At 56.1% G+C, this 17,879-nt stretch carries 24 protein-coding genes; 10 read left to right on the top strand and 14 right to left on the bottom strand.

Annotation, left to right across the window (positions count from 1 at the left end; all coding sequences use genetic code 11):
- The first annotated feature begins 6 nt into the window (after nucleotides 1–6).
- Nucleotides 7–438 (top strand): DUF488 domain-containing protein, encoded by a 432-nt coding sequence (locus tag DVR07_RS10870; RefSeq protein ID WP_115797256.1) that lies wholly within the window; start codon nucleotides 7–9, stop codon nucleotides 436–438.
- A gap of 47 nt (nucleotides 439–485) precedes the next feature.
- Here the strand turns inward: DVR07_RS10870 and DVR07_RS10865 are convergent, their stop codons facing one another.
- The gene (locus tag DVR07_RS10865; RefSeq protein WP_115797254.1) at nucleotides 486–1,658 is read right to left on the bottom strand and encodes an NAD(P)/FAD-dependent oxidoreductase; all 1,173 of its coding nucleotides are present in this window, start codon (nucleotides 1,656–1,658) and stop codon (nucleotides 486–488) included.
- Nucleotides 1,659–1,829: 171 nt separating this feature from the next.
- On the opposite strand from DVR07_RS10865, the gene DVR07_RS10860 reads away from it, so the two are divergent.
- Nucleotides 1,830–2,279 (top strand): hypothetical protein, encoded by a 450-nt coding sequence (locus DVR07_RS10860; RefSeq protein ID WP_115797253.1) that lies wholly within the window; start codon nucleotides 1,830–1,832, stop codon nucleotides 2,277–2,279.
- 7 nt (nucleotides 2,280–2,286) lie between these two features.
- Here the strand turns inward: DVR07_RS10860 and DVR07_RS10855 are convergent, their stop codons facing one another.
- Nucleotides 2,287–2,550 carry a hypothetical protein gene (locus DVR07_RS10855; RefSeq protein ID WP_162829523.1) on the bottom strand — a complete coding sequence of 88 codons (264 nt, stop codon included), beginning with the start codon at nucleotides 2,548–2,550 and terminating at the stop codon, nucleotides 2,287–2,289.
- A 414-nt stretch (nucleotides 2,551–2,964) separates the two neighbouring features.
- On the opposite strand from DVR07_RS10855, the gene DVR07_RS10850 reads away from it, so the two are divergent.
- Complete coding sequence (locus tag DVR07_RS10850; RefSeq protein WP_115797222.1) at nucleotides 2,965–4,068, top strand: deoxyhypusine synthase; 1,104 nt, start codon at nucleotides 2,965–2,967, stop codon at nucleotides 4,066–4,068.
- A gap of 250 nt (nucleotides 4,069–4,318) precedes the next feature.
- Here DVR07_RS10850 and DVR07_RS10845 read toward each other — a convergent pair whose 3' ends face one another.
- Entirely contained in the window at nucleotides 4,319–4,636 is a 318-nt protein-coding gene (locus DVR07_RS10845; RefSeq protein WP_115797220.1) for a hypothetical protein, read from the bottom strand.
- A gap of 213 nt (nucleotides 4,637–4,849) precedes the next feature.
- On the opposite strand from DVR07_RS10845, the gene DVR07_RS10840 reads away from it, so the two are divergent.
- A complete protein-coding gene (locus tag DVR07_RS10840; RefSeq protein WP_162829607.1) occupies nucleotides 4,850–5,422 on the top strand; it encodes a SprT-like domain-containing protein in 573 nt (190 codons plus the stop codon).
- 34 nt (nucleotides 5,423–5,456) lie between these two features.
- On the opposite strand, the gene DVR07_RS10835 is transcribed toward DVR07_RS10840, so the two are convergent.
- Entirely contained in the window at nucleotides 5,457–6,254 is a 798-nt protein-coding gene (locus DVR07_RS10835) for a glycosyltransferase (protein WP_115797215.1), read from the bottom strand.
- Nucleotides 6,255–6,539: 285 nt separating this feature from the next.
- Nucleotides 6,540–8,150 carry a pentapeptide repeat-containing protein gene (locus DVR07_RS10830; protein ID WP_162829522.1) on the bottom strand — a complete coding sequence of 537 codons (1,611 nt, stop codon included), beginning with the start codon at nucleotides 8,148–8,150 and terminating at the stop codon, nucleotides 6,540–6,542.
- A gap of 119 nt (nucleotides 8,151–8,269) precedes the next feature.
- Here DVR07_RS10830 and DVR07_RS21555 point away from each other — a divergent pair, with 119 nt between their 5' ends.
- The 3 genes from DVR07_RS21555 to DVR07_RS10820 all read left to right on the top strand — a co-directional run bounded on the left by DVR07_RS21555 (nucleotide 8,270) and on the right by DVR07_RS10820 (nucleotide 10,673).
- Nucleotides 8,270–9,388 carry a hypothetical protein gene (locus tag DVR07_RS21555; RefSeq protein WP_162829521.1) on the top strand — a complete coding sequence of 373 codons (1,119 nt, stop codon included), beginning with the start codon at nucleotides 8,270–8,272 and terminating at the stop codon, nucleotides 9,386–9,388.
- Between the two features lie 43 nt (nucleotides 9,389–9,431).
- Nucleotides 9,432–10,214 carry a hypothetical protein gene (locus tag DVR07_RS21550; RefSeq protein WP_162829520.1) on the top strand — a complete coding sequence of 261 codons (783 nt, stop codon included), beginning with the start codon at nucleotides 9,432–9,434 and terminating at the stop codon, nucleotides 10,212–10,214.
- Nucleotides 10,215–10,406: 192 nt separating this feature from the next.
- On the top strand, nucleotides 10,407–10,673 hold the full coding sequence (locus DVR07_RS10820; RefSeq protein ID WP_115797209.1) for a hypothetical protein: 267 nt from the start codon (nucleotides 10,407–10,409) through the stop codon (nucleotides 10,671–10,673).
- A gap of 175 nt (nucleotides 10,674–10,848) precedes the next feature.
- On the opposite strand, the gene DVR07_RS21545 is transcribed toward DVR07_RS10820, so the two are convergent.
- Nucleotides 10,849–11,394, bottom strand: a complete 546-nt coding sequence (locus DVR07_RS21545) for a hypothetical protein (protein ID WP_162829519.1) — start codon at nucleotides 11,392–11,394, stop codon at nucleotides 10,849–10,851.
- 336 nt (nucleotides 11,395–11,730) lie between these two features.
- Here DVR07_RS21545 and DVR07_RS21540 point away from each other — a divergent pair, with 336 nt between their 5' ends.
- Nucleotides 11,731–12,258, top strand: coding sequence for a hypothetical protein (locus tag DVR07_RS21540; RefSeq protein ID WP_162829518.1), 528 nt, complete (start codon nucleotides 11,731–11,733; stop codon nucleotides 12,256–12,258).
- Between the two features lie 189 nt (nucleotides 12,259–12,447).
- Here the strand turns inward: DVR07_RS21540 and DVR07_RS21535 are convergent, their stop codons facing one another.
- From DVR07_RS21535 to DVR07_RS10810, 4 genes are all read right to left on the bottom strand, one after another.
- The gene (locus DVR07_RS21535) at nucleotides 12,448–12,771 is read right to left on the bottom strand and encodes a hypothetical protein (RefSeq protein ID WP_162829517.1); all 324 of its coding nucleotides are present in this window, start codon (nucleotides 12,769–12,771) and stop codon (nucleotides 12,448–12,450) included.
- Between the two features lie 458 nt (nucleotides 12,772–13,229).
- On the bottom strand, nucleotides 13,230–13,586 hold the full coding sequence (locus DVR07_RS21530) for a hypothetical protein (protein WP_162829516.1): 357 nt from the start codon (nucleotides 13,584–13,586) through the stop codon (nucleotides 13,230–13,232).
- A gap of 153 nt (nucleotides 13,587–13,739) precedes the next feature.
- Entirely contained in the window at nucleotides 13,740–13,967 is a 228-nt protein-coding gene (locus DVR07_RS10815; protein ID WP_205254526.1) for a hypothetical protein, read from the bottom strand.
- A complete protein-coding gene (locus DVR07_RS10810; RefSeq protein ID WP_205254525.1) occupies nucleotides 13,957–14,151 on the bottom strand; it encodes a hypothetical protein in 195 nt (64 codons plus the stop codon). The genes DVR07_RS10815 and DVR07_RS10810 overlap by 11 nt, the downstream gene beginning before the upstream one ends.
- A 504-nt stretch (nucleotides 14,152–14,655) precedes the next feature.
- Here DVR07_RS10810 and DVR07_RS21525 point away from each other — a divergent pair.
- Nucleotides 14,656–15,192, top strand: coding sequence for a hypothetical protein (locus tag DVR07_RS21525; RefSeq protein ID WP_162829515.1), 537 nt, complete (start codon nucleotides 14,656–14,658; stop codon nucleotides 15,190–15,192).
- A gap of 232 nt (nucleotides 15,193–15,424) precedes the next feature.
- Here the strand turns inward: DVR07_RS21525 and DVR07_RS10800 are convergent, their stop codons facing one another.
- Genes DVR07_RS10800 through DVR07_RS10790 form a run of 3 tightly spaced genes read right to left on the bottom strand, consistent with a single transcriptional unit; the run spans nucleotide 15,425 to nucleotide 17,199 of the window.
- Complete coding sequence (locus DVR07_RS10800) at nucleotides 15,425–15,739, bottom strand: hypothetical protein (protein WP_115797201.1); 315 nt, start codon at nucleotides 15,737–15,739, stop codon at nucleotides 15,425–15,427.
- A gap of 13 nt (nucleotides 15,740–15,752) precedes the next feature.
- Nucleotides 15,753–16,688: a site-specific tyrosine recombinase/integron integrase gene (gene xerA / locus DVR07_RS10795; RefSeq protein WP_115797199.1), complete on the bottom strand. Its 936-nt coding sequence runs from the start codon at nucleotides 16,686–16,688 to the stop codon at nucleotides 15,753–15,755.
- 1 nt (nucleotide 16,689) lies between these two features.
- Complete coding sequence (locus tag DVR07_RS10790) at nucleotides 16,690–17,199, bottom strand: hypothetical protein (RefSeq protein WP_115797197.1); 510 nt, start codon at nucleotides 17,197–17,199, stop codon at nucleotides 16,690–16,692.
- Between the two features lie 265 nt (nucleotides 17,200–17,464).
- On the opposite strand from DVR07_RS10790, the gene DVR07_RS21520 reads away from it, so the two are divergent.
- Nucleotides 17,465–17,632, top strand: a complete 168-nt coding sequence (locus DVR07_RS21520; RefSeq protein WP_162829514.1) for a hypothetical protein — start codon at nucleotides 17,465–17,467, stop codon at nucleotides 17,630–17,632.
- Nucleotides 17,633–17,657: 25 nt separating this feature from the next.
- On the opposite strand, the gene DVR07_RS21515 is transcribed toward DVR07_RS21520, so the two are convergent.
- Entirely contained in the window at nucleotides 17,658–17,828 is a 171-nt protein-coding gene (locus DVR07_RS21515) for a hypothetical protein (RefSeq protein ID WP_162829513.1), read from the bottom strand.
- Nucleotides 17,829–17,879: the final 51 nt, after the last annotated feature.

Raw genomic sequence — 17,879 nt, 5'->3', positions numbered from 1 at the left:
GCCGCCGTGTCTCCCGCCGACGGCACCTCCCACGAAATCGGGGACACCTACCACGCCGCGCTCCAGCACGGTCACGTCGACCCCGACGACGGGGACCTGGTGGTCGGGGTCGTCCGGCGCCCGTCCTACGGCATCGGCAACCACCTCGACCGCAACGTCCCGGCGCTCGCGCCGCCCGACGACCTCCTGGACGAGTTCAAGGCCCTCGTCGACGAGCGCGAGGACCTGACCCACGACGAGGCCTGGGACGAGGTGGACTTCGGCGGGCGCTACCGCGAATACCTCCGGACCCCCGAGGCGCGAGCGGCGATGGACGACCTGCTGGCCGAACTCGACGAGCGGGACGTGTGGCTGGTCTGCTACGAGAACACCGACGAGAAGCGCTGTCACCGGACCATCCTGCAGGACGTCCTCCGGGAGCGGGCCGGCGAGTCCTGACCTGCCGTCGCTCCGCCGCGGTCCCGGACTACGTGGTGTCACCCGGTTCACTCGAACCGCGCCGGGTCGAACGCGGAGATGTCCGTTTCGGGCTCGCGGCCTAGGACCCGCTCGGCCACGCACTTCCCGCTGTAGGGGCCCAGTTGGAGCCCGGTCGCGCCGTGGCCGGTCGCGACGAAGGCGCCCTCGACCCCCGGCACCCCGCCCAGAATCGGCAGTCGGTCCTCGGAGACCGGGCGCAGCCCCACCCGGACCTCCGCGGGTTCGGCGTCGGCCAGCCCCGGCGCGACCCGCAGGGCCTCGTCGAGCACCTCCCGGACGCCGGCGGCGGTCGTGCGCGGCGCGAACCCCGACCCCGTCTCGCGGGTCGCGCCCGCGGCGACCCGGCCGTCCGGCCACGAGACGAGGTAGTGGTCGCGGAACGCCGAGACGATGGGCCAGTCGCCGGTGTCGGGCTCGTCGGCCTCGGCGTCCGCGTCGGTCGGATCGGCTCCGGCGGCCACGTCCAGATGTGCTATCTGCCCGCGCTGGGGCTCGACCGGAAGTTCGACGCCCAGTTGGTCGCCGAACGCCGGCGACCACGCACCGCCGGCGACCACCGCGGCCGCGGTCTCGATGGCCTCCCCGCCGGTCACGACAGCCGCGATTTCTCCATCCTCGACGCGCAGTTCCTCGGCGCTCGCCCGACGGATCTCCAGGCCGTGAGCCTCGCCGGCCCGCCGGAGCGCCGCGGTCAGGAGCTTGCCGTCGACGCGGGCCGCGTCCTCGTAGTAGGCCGCGCGCTGGACGTCGGCCAGCGGCGGGAACCGTTCGCGGGCCTCCCCGGGGTCGACCGCCGCGAACGAGTCGGGGTCGGGCCGGCCGAGCGTCTCCCGGCGGCGGTCGATGCGCTCCATCGCCCGGTCGAACGCCTCGACCTCGGCGTCGTCGACCGCGACGCTGAGCAGCCCGCACTCGTCGTAGCCCGTCTCGCCGTCCTGCTCGTCGGCCAGCGCGGCGACGAGGTCGGAGTAGTAGTCGACCGCCTCGACCGCGAACGCGAACCACGGGTCCGAGCCGGTCCGGCTGCTCGTCGCGGGCGAGAGGATGCCCGCGCCCGCGTCGGTGGCCCGGCCCTCGTCCTCGCGGTCGACGAGCGCGGTCTCGGCCCCGGCGCGGGCGAGGTGGTAGGCGACCGACGACCCGACGATGCCACCGCCGACGACGGCTGCGTCGTACATGCCCGAGGGTAGCGTCCCGACGGGCAAAGTCCTGTGTGGTCGAGTCCGGTCGACGCGCCGGCGGCGAGCGGTCGTCCACCGGAAGCTGCGATGAACGCGCTCGTACCACTCCCGGGACGTATCGACCGCCGCCGAAAAGAGTGAAGGCGCCGACTCCTGTCTGTCGGCGCGATGGTGGGGACCAACTCCGGGGAGTCGCCCTCGCGACGAAGCGTTCTGAAACGGACCGCCGGCGCGCTCGCGCTCGGTGGTGCCGGCCTCGCGGCCGGCGGTGGAGCCGGTGCGCGGCGGCGTGACGTCCGCCAGGCCGCCGCGCACCGCGGCGTCACCTGCGGGGGCGAGCACTCGGAGGGAAGCGAGTTCACGGTCGAGCGGCGGTGCGAGCGAACGGACTGCGACACGATCCGGCTGACCGGGGTCTCGCCGGCGTGTGCGGCCGCCGGCGACCGACTGTACGCCGACCTCCCCGGCACCGAGCCGACCGTCTGGACGGCGCCCCGGAACGGCGAGGTGCCGCCGGGGACCTACCGGGTGGTCCGGACCGAGCGCTGCGAGTCGGCCGCCGGCGACTGCGACGGGCGGGACCTCTACCGGCTGGCGTTCCGACCGACCGAGGAGTGAGGGGTCGTCAGCGACCGAACCGCTCGCCGACGCGCGCGACCGCGCTCCGGGCGGCACCCGCGGCGTACGCGACGACCTCGAAGGCGACCTCGAGCGACACGCCGGCCAGCAGCGAGAGCAGAACGAGCCCGACGACCAGTCCCGCGAACAGCCCGACGCCGAGCAAGCCCGCGTACTGGACCATGACGGCGAGCAGGAGAGCGGCGAGACCCGCCAGTGCGACGGCGACGAGTATCGTCACCTGCTTCACCGGCGGACGTGGTATCGTCACGCGAGGATTTCGCACTCCAGCGCGATAAGTGTTGACAACTCACTACGAACCGGCGCGGCTCCGTCGCCGCTCCCTCGGCCGAAGGGATAATATTAAAACCCCCCCGTTCGACTTGAATCACGTGTCCGCCGGGTTTCAACAACCCGCGAAGGTTGCCGGAGCAATGGTCACGCGACGGTTCTCGGCGGAGACGGGCCGCGGCCAACCGGCCCCCGACAGCCGACCCTCGGGTGCGGCTAATTGAACCGCCGCTGGCGCCCGACCGCCGCCACGCGGGCCCCTCGGGGTAGTTGGCACTACCGCTTTTGAGCGAGTCCGAGCGAAAACTGGTACCGAGAGCGGCGCCGCCGAACGGTCACCGCGTCCACGCCGCGAACCGAAGGGATTGAACCGCGGCCGCGAGTAGGGACGGGCATGAGCGACGACCCCGAGGAATCTCACGACCGCGTCGAGAGCGGGGACACCGGCGATGGAAGCGAGGAGGGCTACGACGAGCACGAGGGCCACCACGACCCCCACCGCGAGGAGTTCCGCCACGACCCCATCGCCCACGCCGAGGTCCGGGCCGGGATGACAGTCGGCGAGCTCGCCGACGCGTACGGCGACGCCGGCATCGGCGCGGCCGACATCCACGAGGCGGTCGACATCTACGCCGAGATGCTGGGCGACGACGAGGTGACCAACTTCTTCGGGCTCGCGGGCGCGATGGTGCCGACCGGGATGCGCCGCATCGTGGCCGACTTGATTCGCGATGGCCACATCGACGCGCTCGTCACGACCGGCGCGAACCTGACCCACGACGCTATCGAGGCCATCGGCGGGAAGCACCACCACGGCACTGAGGAACCGGGCGAGGACCGGAGCCTCCGGGAGCACGACGAGCAGTTGCGCGACGAGCAGGTCGACCGCATCTACAACGTCTATCTGCCCCAGGAGCACTTCGCGCTGTTCGAGGACCACCTGCGCTCGGAGGTCTTTCCGGCCGTCGAGGGCGAGGGTGCGGTCAGCATCCGGGAGCTCACCGAAGCTCTCGGCCGAGCCAACGCCGAGGTCAACGACCGCGAGGGCGTCGAGGAGGGCGCCGGCGTCGCGGCCGCGGCCTACGAGCACGACGTGCCGATCTACTGCCCGGCCATCCAGGACTCGGTGCTGGGCCTCCAGGCGTGGATGTACTCCCAGACCGCCGACTTCACGCTCGACGCCCTGGCGGACATGACGACCATCACCGACCAGGCGTTCGACGCCGAGCGGTCGGGCGCGATGGTGGTCGGCGGCGGCGTGCCGAAGAACTACGTGCTCCAGACGATGCTGGTCTCGCCGGAGGCGTACGACTACGCGGTCCAGCTCACGATGGACCCGCCCCAGACCGGCGGGCTCTCGGGCGCGACGCTCGACGAGGCCCGGTCGTGGGGCAAGCTGGAGAAGGCCGCCCGGAACGCTTCGGTGTACGCCGACGCGACCATCACGCTCCCGCTGGTCGTCGCGGCGGCCCGCGAGCGCGTCGGCCGAGCGGACTGAGGCGCCGGTCAGCCCACGAGCGGGACGAGCAATGCCGCGTAGAAGACGGCAGCCGTCCCGACGACGAGCAGTAGAGCGCCCAACAGTAGCGACCACGAGACGCACCAGTCGGGAACTCGTTCGAGCGTTCGGCGCGGAGGGCTTCGGGACACGGCTCGCAGATGTTAGGCGTCCTAACTAAATCTTCTCACTCGGGACGGGGCCCGTTATCGACGGCTGCGGTGGCCTCGGTGGCACTTCCGTCGGACCATCAAATCGGGTCGTCGGGCTCGTGCTCCCCGGCCATCCGCGAGGCCTCGGCGGCGTACTGCTTGCGCTCGTCGGGATCGTCGACGGTGCCGAGGTTGTTGGGCGACACGTCGAGCGCGGCGGTCGTGTCCCGGCGGTCCGTGAAGCTCGTGAGCGAGCGCTCCTTCCGGAAGTAGCGCTCGCCGTCGGGCGGGGCGTAGACGAGGATGACGAGGTTCTGTTCGTCGTCGGAGTAGGTGCGCTCGACCAGCCAGACGCGCACTTTGTCCTCGTCTGCGTCGGCGTCTGCATCGGCCTCTGTTCCTGTATCTGTCACCATACCTGAACAGAGGGACGACGCGAAGTTAGTCGTTCGGGAGCCACGACCGATTCGCTCCGGCCTCGGCGACCGACGAGATGCAACCCGTCGACCGACTCGTCGGGAAACCCTCATGAGGGTGGCGTTCGTCCGGCCGCCAAGGAGCCAACCGTGTCCGAATCACGTCGCCTCTCGCCCGACGACGACCCCGAGCAGTCGCCGACGGTCCGGGCGCTGGCCCACGCCGGCACCCACGAGGAGCTGATTCTGGGGTCGCGGGCCTACTGCCGGGAGGCGGCCCGGGAGTACGGCTTCGACGTGGAGCTCTCGCTGGTCGACTGGGAGGTCTCGACCCGCGCGAAGCGCCGGGCCGCCGCGGTCAAGCGCCCGAAGATTCCCGGGGCCGAGGTGGGCGAGCCCGTCGACTGGCGGGCGGCGGCCGACCGGGTCGGGTCGTCGCCGGCAGACCTCCGCCGGTGCACGCTGTCGCTGACGTGGGACGCGTTCGAGTCGTTCGACGTCGGCGAGTGGACCACGACGCTGCGCCACGAGCTGATCCACGTCGAGCAGTTCCAGCGCTACGGCACGACCGACCACGGGCCGGCGTTCGAGGACCGCGCTGACGCGGTCGACGCCTCGGTCAAGTGCCCGCCGTTCGCCGACCCGAAGTACGTCCTGACCTGCGCGGACTGCGGCGCGGTGGTCGGCCGGCGCTACCGGGAGTGCAAGCTGGTCCGCCAGCACGACCGCTACCGGTCGTCGTGCTGCGGCGCGTCGGTGGCGTGCTCGGACTCGGACGACGAGTGAGGCGCCGTCGTTCTCGCAGTTGCCGGTAGCGCGGTCAGTAGTCGGCCCGGAGCCGACGCCAGTCGAGTTTGAGGTAGTGGTACAGCGTCCCGGTCAGTCCCGACCGCGCGATTCGGCGGGCCGACGTCGCCGCCAGCACGTCCGGGTGGTAGCCAGTCGGCCACTCCTTCCCGAGTTCGCGGCTGAACGCGGTGTCCTCGTTGGGCACGTCCGGGAAGCCACCGGCGTCTGCGTAGGCGTCCCGGTGGACGAAGCAGTTGAACCCCGGGAGCACCGGCCGGTCGAGTCGCGGGAACGCGTGGTTGATGGTCGCCTCCATCACCTTCGCGCGGGCGGGGCCGACCAGCCGGCATCTCGAAGACGCCGCGGCCAGTCCCGCCTCGCGGACGAACCCGAGCATCGCGTCGACGTAGTCGGGCCGGACCGCGGTGTCGGCGTCGACGAACGCGAGCCAGTCGCCGTTGGCCCGCTCGGCGCCGCGGTCGCGGGCGTCGCCGATGCCCGGCGCGACGCCGTCACCGCCGTCAGAGCGTCGGTCTGGCGAGGTTCGATTCGCTCCGCTCGGCTCGCTCCCGTAGGAGCGAAGGACTGCGGCGGTTCGAGACTCGCCGGTGGCCTCGCGGCCGTCGCCGGTCCCGGTCCGGGGCTGGTGGACCACGGTGGCGTCGTACGCCGCTGCGATTTCGGGGGTGGCGTCGTCGCTGTCGCCGTCCACGACCAGGACCTCGTACTCGCGGTCGGTCCGCTGGTCGCGGATGCTCTCCAGGGTCGCGGGGAGCGTCGCCTGTTCGTTCCTGGCGGGAACGACGAAACTGACCGCTGTGTCTGGCATGGCTGGACGGTTGTTTGGTGAGAGTCGAGACGTTCGCCCGGAAGGAGTAAGGGTCTTTTCGCCCGAGCGGGTAGAGCGAAGTGGCCGATGACGAGGCGCCCGCTCCGAGCCGGTCTCGGCAACCGGTGGTGACGAGCCCTATGAGTGCCGAGGCCAAACTATTACCGACCCTTCATGTCTTCCATCTTGTGAGGGATTATAAGTCAGAGTTATCAGATTCGTAAAGAGTTATCAAGCAGATTGAATAGCGAGAACTTGAGTTCCGAATCCGTTTCTAGATTGTCATTACCAAGTTGCTCTACGCCCTAGAACAAACACGAGAAGTGCCATTAGCGAAGCTCCAATAACAGCCTCACTGGCGGCAACGTATTTTGCAAACCCGACCGGTTGGACATCACCGTATCCGAGGGTAGTGAAAGTGACCACGCTGAAATATATGCTATTGACCCAGATTTCCCAGTCAATATAAATATCCCTGGACAGTATGCTATTCAGAGTTACAGAGTATTTCAAAACCTTATCTCCCTGTTGAATACCCCATATCGGGTAAATAAACGAATAAAGTAATGTCACGACGCACAATGAGAACAAAACATTCCAGTGACCTTCACCGTATTTGATGGTACAGCGAGAGATTTCTGCTTTGACTGACTTGAGTAACAGTCTGACTTGGCCCATAAACCGTATTCTAAATCGCTTGTTGGGCGTGTTCGAGGTTGAAAGAAGATTCTGAAATTGACTAATTTTTGTTGTTAATATTCCCATCTGTTCGTTGGAACCGGATGATGTAGGACCACACAGCTTCAACCAGCTGAGCTTTCGTTTCAAGTCTTTTTCTTTTATATAGTACTGCTGTGCTTGTTTTGAGAGCGCATTCGCTTTGCTCAATCTTGAGAGGGAGTTATACGACCAAATCGCTCGGTTGAGGTGCTCTATTTTAGAATCTAAATTCTTCTTATTTCTCGCTGCTTCTTCGTAAGGAGATATTCTGTCAAATTTCGTATCGTGGTCAATAACGGCGTCTGAAATCACGGCGGAATGAATTTTTGCTCCTCGCAAATCCGCACTTTGGAGGTTCGCTCCATCAAGCACAGTACGTTCAAGCTTCGAATTGCTCAGGTCTGCATCGAACGCGTAGATATTACTTAAATCGGCATTAGTGAAATCTGCCTCTATATCTGCACTAGAGAGGTTTGCCTCTTTCAGATTAGCCCCTGTGAGGGTCAAGTCTGTGAACTCTGTCTCACTCAGGTCTGCATTATTTAACTTCGCATCGATTAGATTCCTGCATAATTGAGTTGAACGGTCAAATTCGGTTCCTTCGAATATAGGTGGTGTATTGAAATCGGCATCAATGAAGTTGGTACCGGCACAGTTTGTGTCTGAAAACGTGGTATTCTGATTTCCAGAGCTGGGTTTTTTGAATGTTGTATCGACAAAACGGGTGCCTGAGAGGTTTGTTCCTGTGAAATTCACCTCCTTGAGGGTTGCATCGTCAAAATTAGATAAACAAAGGGTGGTGAACGACAAGTCAACTCGAGTTAAATTTGCACCTTCAAATCTACCCCATATAATCGTGTGTTCAGAGAAATCAAGGTTTTCAAGCGTAGCATCGCTTAGATATGGCTCACAGACTGTTTCCTCATTCTCCGAAAGTGTCCCCCTAAGTTCATCTGTAGTCTTATTTTTGCGCTTACTGTGCCAGATACAGAGGTCCTTCCCCTCTTCCGCTTCTCGGGAACAGGTATGTTCTAGAATTCGCTGATTGTCAATTACGCCAACTACCTGAGCAGATGTTCCAGTTCCTCCGTTCCGCTCTATGTCCCCATACTGGCTGAAAGCTTGTTCTTTCTCGTCTGACCAAGTAAATTGATACTGACACTGAGTGCTTGTCATACGGGGACGGACAAAACACCTCATCACGCCTTTACATATCTTTCTACAGCCGTCGTCAGCCGGTTTGCCAAATCTACGTATGAAGTTTTAAGAGACAGTGCCAAGAAGTCTACTTTATCGTGCCCGCTTTCGAGTACATCGATACCAGACGGGAATTAAAAGAAGTACTCCGAGAGCGGATGGTCGAATCATACGATTCTATTGCTGAAAATCAGGAGCTGGACGATGGACAGACGTATTTGAAGTCATATTTGATTGAATCGAACAGAGACGCATTTACTGAGGGACAAGTCTCTCTTGGAGACCAGCAATTGTACATTTCAGATACTCAAGAGAGAGGATTTGTACGTGCAAGCGCCCAAACTGACGACGGGCGAGTTTACTTTTTCATCGATAAACTGAACGACCGATTCTGGTCTATCCATACGATTGCGAAGGCGACAGTAAGTGACAAGATAATCAAACGGATAATCTTCCCCCGATTTACGGAATTAGACTACCCTTGGCTCTCGAATGGGTTCCTTGAGGATGTGGGTAAGCAACCAGAGGCGACTTTCCGGGCATTCTCTGTTAAATTCGAAGATGAATTCCACGACATAATGGATAATAAAGGTGGAGTTGAGGGTCTCTCTATGCGTTTGTGGGGGAATAGTGCCGATGAAGTTTTGGATACGCTAAGAACGAACGAGAATATTAGTGGGTCTACTTCTCTTTCTAACGTCGGGATTAAAAAAGAGTATGGAGAGCGCGTTCTGTTGAGCGACATTACATACCAGTCGAAATTTACTGCGAGAGGGGAATCAGTTGAAGGTCACTTTAGCCAAGTCCGCGACGTGATGGATAAGTACTATAACATATTGGACAAAGTTGAAAACGAGTACAGTATGTATACTGAGCAGAGGGGAAGTGGAACTCACATTGATGGCCATCCGCTCTTGATTGATTTCAACCGCCGGATAGAAAATCTTAGAGAGTTCGTTGATGAGTTGTTCTCCTCTACAAATCCCTTCCGTCTCTGGGGCGTTGTGGACGAAATGGAAGAAGACTACTATACAATTGCCGGAGTTGATATGCATACCGGGGATAAGATTGATTTTGAGGTCTGTCCTGACTGGATGCGTATCTACTTACCCAAAGGAAGCTGCGGGAATGTCGTTCTCAGGCTATATACGAATATCCAGCATTACTACGATTCAAAATCCACTTTGGAGGGGGAAGATAGTGAGCAACTTATCTAAACGAACTCGATTTGTCAATATCTGTATTGGGTTCACCAAGAGTATGCCCCACTGGCCGTCATTCTTGCAGAGTGCTGGGTATGATTTACAGTCTGTTCGTCCGCTACTTGTTAATTCAAAGGATAACGAAGTTATACCCGACCTGTTATTCGGTTCTAACTTTGCCCAGAATGTGCTAGTTGCGGACTGTTCAGGCGAGGCAATTCCAGATGAAGTGTTTCGGGACCTCTCAGACATTGGTTCATCAGACCTCCGTACTAGTATCGAAAATCTAGATGTGAACCAATTATCGAATGAAGTTCTGTTTGTTGGGGATACGGAAACAGAAGATTCAATCAACGCTAATGGAACTGACTCTCCTGCGATAGTCATCGAAGGAGACCGTTACCGTCGTTTAAACGACTTTGATGATGACAATCTGAATCAGAATATCTCAAAAGGGAGGCTTCCAGCAATGCGACCTCCTAACGTGTACCATCCCTTCTCAGCTGAAGATAGCCGAGCAAGAATTGCAGTCTTTCTAGCCCAAGAATTAACACATCTCGCAGCAAAAGGGAGAAATCGAGAAGTGGATATTGGGGTTGAAGACCTGCTCGAAAGTGCGTTTGATAGCTGGGAACAGATAAGCTCCGGTGAGCAAGAGGAGCTAAAACGCAAAGCCGAGGACATTCTCGACCTCTTTGAGCAAAAGGACGTTGATGGGCATATGGAAAAGCTTGATCGACGGAAATATTACGTGAATAGCAGCAAGGCGCTTGAACGAAAATTCCAGGAAGTAGTAGACGATCTGTCCAGTGGAGATTCTTCGCTAGATGATTTTACATAATTCTCTGATAGGTCTAATCTGTAGATTTCTACTTGCATAAACGTGGTTTATACGTCACTGTTTACTGAGGAGGTCCTGAGAAGGCCGTCACAAAATAAAGTAAGTAATTTGATATTCATTCTTGCCGTCTTTCTGAATAGGTCCTACTGGCGCTGCTAGTTCTAGCAGCGACGGCGTTGACCGGATATTACAATGACTGATTCAGACAGCGACCAGCAAGACGAATCGCGCGACATCCAGATAGGGGATATCCACATCGGCCCGATAGAGTACCGATTTCTCAAACTCGCTATCTACGCTGTCGTCGGACTATTTCTCTGGCCGTATCTCCTCCTACTGTACATCTACATCGCTATCCGTCGATTCAACAAGGGCATCATCAAAATCTCAAAGCAGACGTCGGAAACGCTACAAGAGGAATACGAGGCTGGCTATGAGGAGGGGAGTTCTGAAGACTGATTCACGCTTCGATGGTCGAAGACTGTACGGGAGTCCCCGTACTCAGTGCTGAGGTTTCGTTTCTACCTAACTAAATCATCTCTATCGAATGCTGCGAGGACTGCGTGAGAAGACGGCTGGTGAAGACCTACGGCAAGTTCTTGCCAGAGGTACTAACCTACTTGCTCAGCGGCGATTATGCGATATCTCTTTCCTCGCCGTCGCTATGTCGCTCTTGCAGGAGGTGGGCTGCAAGTTCACCATCAATCTCGCCATTCATCAGTAGCTCACCTATTTCTTCATCGCTGTACTCGCTGATGTCCCGCGCTCCATCGAGAACAAGTCTTGTTTCGACATTGAGTTCTACGTCTACCTCGACGCGATTTTCGGATTCCTTCTGGGCTAGCTTCTCCTCCGCGTTTGCGATCGCTTCCTCTAGGTAGTCTTTGAAATCGAGGTTCTGTTCTTTCAGAGCGAGATATGTAAATTCGAGCGCAGCCGTGATTCCTCGATGTAGGTCTCGGTCATCAGGTAAATCCCCAAAAACGGTCTTCCGGTCGCGTTCCTCTAACTCGTTGTTGAGGAGCTTGAAATCTAAGTAGGCACTGTAGAGTCGCTTTCGGATTCGGGATCGGGTGACTCGTTCGGCTGAGCTTTTTGGCGCGATTCCAGCACCATCCCGGAGGTAGTTGCGGTCTTTGGTGCTGAGGATGCCGCGTTCTCGCTCTGAGCTACTATCCATACTCTATTCTATTATGTCGCTTCTAATTAACCTACTGAATTTGCTATTTTAGACAAATATCGCAATGTATTCCATTACGACATAATACTTATTATACATGCTATCATAGAGTATGATGGGTCGCAAAACGACTCGCAACCGCAAGAAAGCGAGCTACTCAGAGATACGATAGCAGACACGCTAGAGAGGACAACGGGTAGAGAATTCTCTGAGTATTGCTCACAGGAGACACACTATGAAACCAACTAACTGCACTACAGACGATTGGAATCACATCAAGACTACTGTGACAGATATCACGACTACAGTATCGCAGTCGATCTGGGGGGCATTCTAATGATTGCTCCCTGCCGAGAATACTGGTGGCGAGAGGTTCTTCCGGGGGAGGAGAATTGGAGGGGACCGCATATCAATTTGAATCTTGTCGATCGTATCGTTGACAAAGAAGAAATCCCACCTCTTGCAGCAATATACATCGTGAGAGGGTCACTGAAAGACAATATTCTCTCAGGTGTCCCAGGAATATATTATGAGGGTGTCAACCACATTGACAATCAGGAAGACCCAGAGTGGCTAACGTTCGCTAAGGATATTGAGCGAGACGGAGTTACTAAGCTCCCGTGGGGAGAAGATACGATTTCTATCGATGGTCCACAGCTCATTCACCGAGCATCCGAAAGAGCGCGTACCGATGACCTCCATTTCAACCACCTCGTCTTGCATATTCATCATGCGACCGGTCTCGAATTGGGTGTTGCAAAGGACCGTGTTGAGAGATTCATCGAAAACGGAGTGATTGAACAAGATGATGGTGTCATATCGATCTCTAGTCAAAGCGGTTCGGAGAAAGCAACATCGGGATAGCTCGTCTGCGTTGAAATTCTATCAATCTAGTCTCTAATCAGCGGGAGGAGGTCTATGATTACGACGAGCATACCGTGAGTGGACTAGAGAATGCGTTCTTTCGATTTCAGGAAGTCTCTATCATTCGAGAATAAAATCGCCTGTACAGCGCAGAAATACGCACCTGGTGTTGTCGCCATCCGCTTCTGCTCAAATTGTCTTCTGTAATCTCTCCGAGCTGCTGGGCTCTCGTGGTCCCGGCTTTCTGAGCTCGTAGCGGATTTCTCCGGTTCGAGTGTTTTCCCAGCCTCGACCGCCTTGCGGGCCTTTGTACGGGACCCAGGTAAAGTACGGGAGTTCTTCGCCCGTGTTGATGTCGGTCGTTGTGACGTTGCTCAACTCCTTGGGCGCGTCCCGTTCCTGATAGTCTTGGTATTTTGCTTCGAATTGCTCAACTGCTTTCGCGTCTTCATCTTCTACTGAATCGTCGGTGACGACATTTTCGCCATACCGATGGTCGTCATCAGTCTGCATTTGGATCCATCTGCGAATGAGATGGCGATCCCATGGTGACTGATGCATTATTCAGCTCTCCGATCGGCAACAGAGTTCATATGATGCGTCCGATCCCATCGAATTACTATGGAATTCATAGCACCACTCGTCAGATACACAATAGTATAAGTGTTATGCCGTATTTGAAGCCCAAACGTTTGGAAGTCAGTTTGTAACCCTTGGAATGGGATTTTCTCTATTCCAAGGGTTACAAGCACTCGAATATAATTATAAACATACAGAAAGGGAATGAATTAATTGCTGTAGTTCTTGCGCGACAACGCTGCTAACTCGATTTGGAACGGCCTCTTCTCCAAATGGTGGTTCCTTGTATCCTCGAAAATCGGGATACCACGATAGGGTGACGAAATGCAAATATATTATATTATAATAGTATAGGGATAGGGGACTCAGACATCATGTCTCTCTAATTTTAGTTATTCTGATTCAGGACTGGTACTGTTGTGAGACTTCTGTAGCAGATATTCTCTCTTTTGCTCGGTCCATTCTTCATTCTTTAATAGCTCATCTAGATATTCTTTCTCTCTAGTATAGAACGAGTCGAGTTCATGCAAATCCGCTATCCAATATTTATACATTCCACGCTGCTCGTATCGAGTATAACCCATTCGCTGGAGTTCTTGAAGCACATTGAGGACTTGACGTTTTTCTCGGTTCGTGTGTTCCGATTCAACAATCTCTATTGTTCTAGCTTTACCATCTAACTCTTGGAAGGCTCTAAGGACAGTAGCGAATGTCTCAAATAGAATACCTCCACCATTGCTTCTAGACATCTATTCTCTGATTGACCAAGATACGATAATAATTCTACCCTGTAGATGCTATACACAGTGTATATCTCCTTACAGATGCGGAGAACACACAAGGTGACGTTCCCAGAGCTTGGGCCTCCGTTGATTCCCCTATATATACTATATCAGGTATAGTCATTCGTCGACGAGCTTCGCGATCAGGTGCGGTCCCTCATACGCTCTCAAAATCCCATCAGGGTCATCTATGTCGGGAGTTGTCGGCTGGCTTAGCTCCCAGAGAATCCAGTTCTCAAACCCCTCCTCGATGTTCTTGATTACGTCGCCGTCTTCGATGATTCCGAGGTCATGTAGCTCGCCGTCGTGGTACATCTGAAAGAGAATCCGCATCGGTCTATTCCTCATCCCCTGCCAGCGGGACAGCGTTGATGTAGTGGTTATTGAACGCTCGCCTCAAGTGGTCTTCATCATCCAAATCGTACGCCCCTTGTACTGTCTCCTCAAGCTCGCCGGTTGGGTCCTCAACTATCTCTCCATCAACAACCTTCCCGAGGATGTCCCAGTCGTCTCGATCCTCGTTGAGTCCCAAAAAGAGCAATCCCACGTTAAATCACCGTATCAAATACTCGCCCTGTTCCATCATAAGACTCCCGAGTAGAGGACTGATTCAGACTCTCTTGGTCTGTAACAGCGTGGAGGTCCTAGCTGAGAGGATAGAGAACGTGCCCATCAACAATCGAACAGTAGCCATTATCCAGAACAACAAAACGGTCTCTGAAGCAATGACGCACATCAGCAGACACCCATCGACTGATAGAGTAATTGGACTTTGTTGAAACCCTATTCTTCAGACACATTATCGTCTGAAACAGCTGGTCGCTAAAGACTGCGTATCGGTTATGGAAGTCCCATGGTTCACTACAGCTTGGGATATCATCATACGTATTATATCCGCCCAAGACTTATTTGGTAGACCTACATACTCATGAGAGAGGCATCAAGATCACCGATGTCCAAAGACGAAAATTCAACCCGCAAAGACGAAAAACAGGAACGAGAACGAATAACGACCACTGTCAGTCCAAAAACCAAGATGGACCTCAAAGAGGGAGAAGGGCCGATGGGCGTACAGATCGATAGACTGGTTAAAGACGAGTCTGAGATGGATTTCCACATCATCAATACAAATGCGCAACATCTCGATGACGACGGTACGGAGATCTACCAAGCAGGGAAAGTCGTAACATATGGATCCGAGAAATTCGAAAAGAAGCTGAAAAACATCAATCCAGGTGATGGAATTTTCTCTTATGTTAGCAAGGGGGAGGTGAATTATTCAGGAGGATTCAAAGCGTTCGGCATCGCTCGCGCACCATACGACGGGGTTCCAACTGAAGGCGATACAAGGATTTACCCGAATGACAGTCACAAATATGAGTATCACGTCCCCGTTACTTGGCTAGCAGTCCTTCCGAACAATCGGACAGTTACAGTTTCCGAGAAACGCCGATTTGTCGGTGAACAACCCACGGACACGAAAATAAAGGCCCGTGATCAAGACCTTCGTCAGGGGTGCCGGCTACTTGCTGAGGTTATGCTCGGGCGATCCGGCTATCCACTATCCTGGTAGCCACCTGTTAAATAGATTCTCTGTACTGACCGCAACGGGGCAGAACATATCTCTTATTGGGGATTTCAACTGAGCCAGTAATTTTGGTACTCCAGGTTCGTGCCAACAGAAGATGAGTGTTACTCATCGGGAGTAGTGAGCCGTTTGAGGACAACCGAGAGCCAATCTATTCGATTCGCTCAGAAATGCGTGAGTAGTTGAGAGGCTACCACCAGCGTACAGTCTGAGGGATTCAGAGTTGGGTGTCGAGCCCGGAATCTCTGACCCAGTCTCGATATGCTCCGTCGTTTAGGTCTTCGACGACTCGTCGAGACTCTTCGCTATCGTAGCCAGCCATCACGTACCCGTTCGAGTACGAAGCGGTCACATATCGAAGCAGCTCCCGTCCATCCGTGTACTCGCTAATGATTGGATCGCGTTCGTCCTGCATGCGGTCTCGAAGGGATTCTGCCGTCGGCGTCTCGCCTTTTACTTCTCCCTCAATCGTCACTCGGGCTACCTCTTCGGGGTCTTCCCATGGATTTTTGTAGATAATGACTTCGAGCATATGTCCATCCTCACTAGAGTCCGATTTCCTTGATGCAGTCCAGATACTCCTCTTTCGCCTCCTCCCGATCGACGCGAGTGTAGATATCCATCGTCTCGGTCTTGGCGTCCCCACGAATGTACTTCAGAATGTACGGCTTCATCCCCTGCTTCCGCATTAGTGTCGTGAATACTGTCCGGAACGTGTGAGGTGTGAATTTCTTCTCGAACCGTCGTTCTTCTTTGGAGGCGACGCCGGCACGGTCGGCGGCGGCTTTCACTTCCCGTCGAATTCGCTCTTTCGAGAGCCGACCACCTCGACTACTCGTGAACAGGTACGGAGAGTCCGAATTTGCGTTGACGAACTGGTAGCGTTTGATAGCGTATATTGTCTCGTCGTCGATCGGGACGACGGTCTGTTTGCCGCCTTTCCGCTCTCGGAGACGGACAAATCCTTTTTCGAGATCGACGTCTTCGGTTTCGATCGAGAGAGCTTCCAGCAGACGCGCTCCGGTCTTGGCGAGGATGATGGCGACGGTCTTGTCTCGTGGATCGGGGATGGCGTCGATCAGTTTACAGGCATTCTCCCACGTCGCGCAGTCCGGTCGATCGGGACGGATTCGCGGAATCTCCTCCATCACGACCGCAGCGGGATTGCTGGTGATATCCTCGAACTGTGGGCGTTTCAGCGTGTAGTTGTAGAAACTGGAGAGGACTTCGAGGTACTTCTTCTTCGAGTTCTGGGAGACATCCCGTTTCGTGAGCGCCATTAGGTAGTCTTCGACGTGGCGAATCTCGACGTCGCCGGGTTCGAGATCGGGGAATTGGTCGTGGAAGAACTCGCGGAGGACGCGGCTGTACGAGTTGAGTGTTCGCGTGCTACGGCCGGATGCCTCCTTCCGACTAAGGAAATAGTTGACCCCGTCGTGCTTGTTCTCGTAGATTTTCGAGGAACCGGGTTCGGCAGGCATCTTAGTTCCCCTCCTTGAGCCGCCAGCCGTGCCCACGTTGGAATTCAACACGTTCGTTTTCGGCTAAGGTGTACAGCCGATTCTCGATTTGTCGTTGGAGGTGTTGGGTAACATCGTCGCTGGCTGAGATTTGTTCGGTGAGTTCGTCTAGTGATTGGTACTGTTGGTCCAGTATTCGGGTGACGAGGTCATCGATACTGAGGTGGGTTCGACCACCGCTAGCTTGTCTGGCGTCTTCGAGTTGGTCTTGGAGGTCGTCGATTTTGTTTTGGAGTTGCTTGACTGTCTGGTCCTGTGTCTGGATGAACGGAGCGCCGCTATCTCGATACATCCGGGCTTCTTGAATGAGTTCATAGAGGTAGCCGCTCAGGCTGGCCCCCTCGTGTTCGGCCTCCTCCCACCATTCTTCTTTGTGTTGTTTGGCAGGAAAGAGCTCGGCTCTGGTCTTGTTTTCGTGGAGCGTTTGGTAGCTCTGTTCGTCGTCAGAGCTGGCTAGAGATGCTTCTGTCATACGAGAATCGCCAAATAATCCTTCGGCTGTTAGATTATTGATATTACCGGTAGAAGTCCGGTCTATGTACCGAAGAATCATCTCGCATAATCCCGCTCAGACATTTTGTTGTGAAGTGGGACAGATTTATTTTGGACAAAACGAATGTTTGGCTAAGCACGGTGCGTCGGGGACAATAGACGGGAATCCTGGTATTGCAGGTTCAAGTCCTGATGGGGGCCATAACGGCGGTTTGGAGAGTACCGTCCTCAATATCCTTCGACAAATGAGCAAGGAAATCACCATTTCCGGACTTCTCAGCACCGTCTTTGCAACGACCGGCGTGGCGCTTCCGGTTATCCTAGCGCTCATCACGTACATCAGCATCCGACTGAAGAACGCGGCCCTCACTCCTCCAACCGCTACGGGGCGAGAAGCATCTCTATCAGTTTGAAACGCCGAATCGCTGTACTACTCTCTCAATTGTCGTTAAGACGTTGCCAACGAGCTTCTTGAATGAGTTCAACCAGATAGCGACTCAGGCTTAGGCCTTGTTTGTCGGCTTCTTGTTGCCATTGGCCTTTGTGCTGGCGGTGGCAGTAGATGTCGACACTGGTCATTCCCTCGCCTAATCCTTTGTTGTCGTCCATCGGTCGGCGCGGTGCTAATGGTGCATCAGTCATCGAAAATCGCCATCTAAT

Origin of the sequence: Halorussus rarus (assembly GCF_003369835.1) — an archaeon.
Lineage (GTDB): Archaea > Halobacteriota > Halobacteria > Halobacteriales > Haladaptataceae > Halorussus > Halorussus rarus.
The sequence above is the reverse complement of the archived record's forward strand: the minus strand, read 5'-3'. Positions and strand labels throughout refer to the sequence as shown.